This window comes from Polaromonas sp., assembly GCF_018780625.1.
Taxonomy (GTDB): Bacteria; Pseudomonadota; Gammaproteobacteria; order Burkholderiales; family Burkholderiaceae_C; genus Polaromonas.
The window spans coordinates 1-1,873 of record NZ_JADMJK010000117.1 but is presented as its reverse complement, the minus strand read 5'-3'; the positions used below and the strand labels follow the sequence as shown (position 1 = coordinate 1,873).

Genomic DNA, 1,873 nt, shown 5'->3' with positions numbered 1-1,873 from the left:
TCCTCCCACGACGTCGACTCGAACGAAAACGCCTACCGCATGGCCGGCGCCATCGCGTTCAGGGAAGGCATGCGCCGCGCCAGCCCCGTGCTGCTCGAACCCATCATGGCAGTCGAGGTTGAGATGCCCGACGACTTCCTGGGCCATGTGATGGGCGATTTGTCGTCGCGCCGGGGCAGCATCCTGGGCATGGACGACATCGCCGGCGGGGGCGGCAAGCGGGTGCGCGCCGACGTGCCGCTGGCCGAAATGTTTGGCTACGCTACCGCGCTGCGCTCACTCACCCAGGGCCGCGCCACCTTCTCGATGGAGTTCAGCCGCTATGCGCCCACGCCGCCCGGCGTTGGCGTGGCGGTGGCGCACAGGCCCTGACGCACCGGACGCACTGCAGCGCATGCAGGCTGATTTCAGCAACTGGCCGCAGGACAAATTCCTGGCGCGCCAGCGGGGCGACAATTCACCCCATCATGAAAACCATTCTTCCCCTGCAACTTTTGCTGGCCCCCAGCCTGAACGACCCGCAGCCGCTGGTCATCTACCACGGACGCAAATGCCCCGACGGCTTTGCGTCAGCCCTGGCCGCCTGGCTTTTCTATGGCGGCAAGGCCGAATTTTTGCCACTCGACCACGGCGACATCAAGTCCGTTGACGACCTGCCCGCGCTCAGCGGCCGCGCCGTCTACATCCTGGACTTCTCGTTCTCGCCCGAAATCATGCAAGGCATTGACGAGCGTGCCGCCAAGCTGGTCATGCTCGACCACCACAAGAGCGCCGCCGAAAAGCTCACCGGCTTTGCCTGCCGCTGCGGCGTGGTGCATTTCGACATGGACAAGTCCGGCGCCCGGCTGGCCTGGGAGTTTTTCCATCCAGACAAGCCGGTGCCCGACCTGGTGCGCTTTATTGAAGACCGCGACATCTGGGCCTGGCAGTACCCCGAAAGCGCCGGCTTTCTGGCGGCCCTCGACATGGAGCCGCTCGACTTTGCCCGCTGGGCCGGGATTGCCCAGTTCAGCCCCGCGCAAATCACCGACTTCATGGCGCGCGGCCAGGCCATGGACGAGAAATTCAAAAAACTCGTCACTGACATGGCCGATTCCGCCCAGCCCGTCAGCTTCAATGGCCAGAGCGGCTTGATGGTGAACGTGCCCGGCGTGTTTCACAGCCTGATCGGCAACATGCTGTCTGAAAAAAGCGGCACTTTTGCGCTGATGTGGCATGTGGGCAAGAACGGCGGCGTCAAGGTCGGCCTGCGCTCGCAGCGCAGTTTTGACTGCATCCCGCTGGCCGAAAGCATGGGCGGCGGCGGCCACGCGCAGGCTTGCGGCTTCAAGATGGGCATAGAACGCCTGCCCGAGCTGCTGAGCGGCGAGTTTCAGGCCAACCCCACGCCGCCTGCGTCCTGAGCGCACGCCTGAGTCCGGTCTGGTCAATTCAGAGGCACTGCCTGCAACGCCAGCATTGGCGCGGGTTTTGCGGCTTGTGAACATAGTTATCCACAGCATGACCCACAGGAATCGGGGGTAAGTTTTGGTTACTTTCGCACAAAAATCAGGGCGCCAGTCATGGCAGTTTTGTGCTACCACAAAACTTTCCTCATTGGTAAAACGGCGCTTCATGAATAAAACGGGTCGGTCCGCTGGTCAATTCGGAGGCAGCGCCTGCAAAGCTAGCGTTGGCGCGGGTTTGGCGGCTTGTGAACATAGTTATCCACAGCGTGGCGCACAGGAAGCAGGGGTAAGTTTTTTGTTTTTTTGTTGAGAGGACTTTTTCTGGGGGCTGGTGCTTGTTCGATCTTGGATTGGCTTTTCGGGGTTGAGTTGGCCGGGAGTCGCCCGGCATGCGACTCACTTTCTTTGCTTCGCCAAAGAAAGTA

General features: G+C 61.6%; 2 protein-coding genes and 1 pseudogene. 2 read left to right on the top strand and 1 reads right to left on the bottom strand.

Features of this window, described 5'->3' with window-relative positions; all coding sequences use genetic code 11:
• Positions 1 to 372 (top strand): annotated as a pseudogene (gene fusA, locus IV091_RS10215) (elongation factor G); the annotation flags it as partial.
• A 95-nt stretch (positions 373 to 467) separates the two neighbouring features.
• Entirely contained in the window at positions 468 to 1,403 is a 936-nt protein-coding gene (locus IV091_RS10210; RefSeq protein WP_293468299.1) for a DHHA1 domain-containing protein, read from the top strand.
• Positions 1,404 to 1,593: 190 nt separating this feature from the next.
• On the opposite strand, the gene IV091_RS10205 is transcribed toward IV091_RS10210, so the two are convergent.
• On the bottom strand, positions 1,594 to 1,873 hold a 280-nt coding region (locus IV091_RS10205), incomplete at its 5' end, for a hypothetical protein (RefSeq protein ID WP_293468297.1).

Bases quoted from the DNA above. Each gene is read 5' to 3' on its own strand.
- IV091_RS10210 (WP_293468299.1), top strand. From the start codon at position 468: ATGAAAACCATTCTTCCCCTGCAACTTTTGCTGGCCCCCAGCCTGAAC.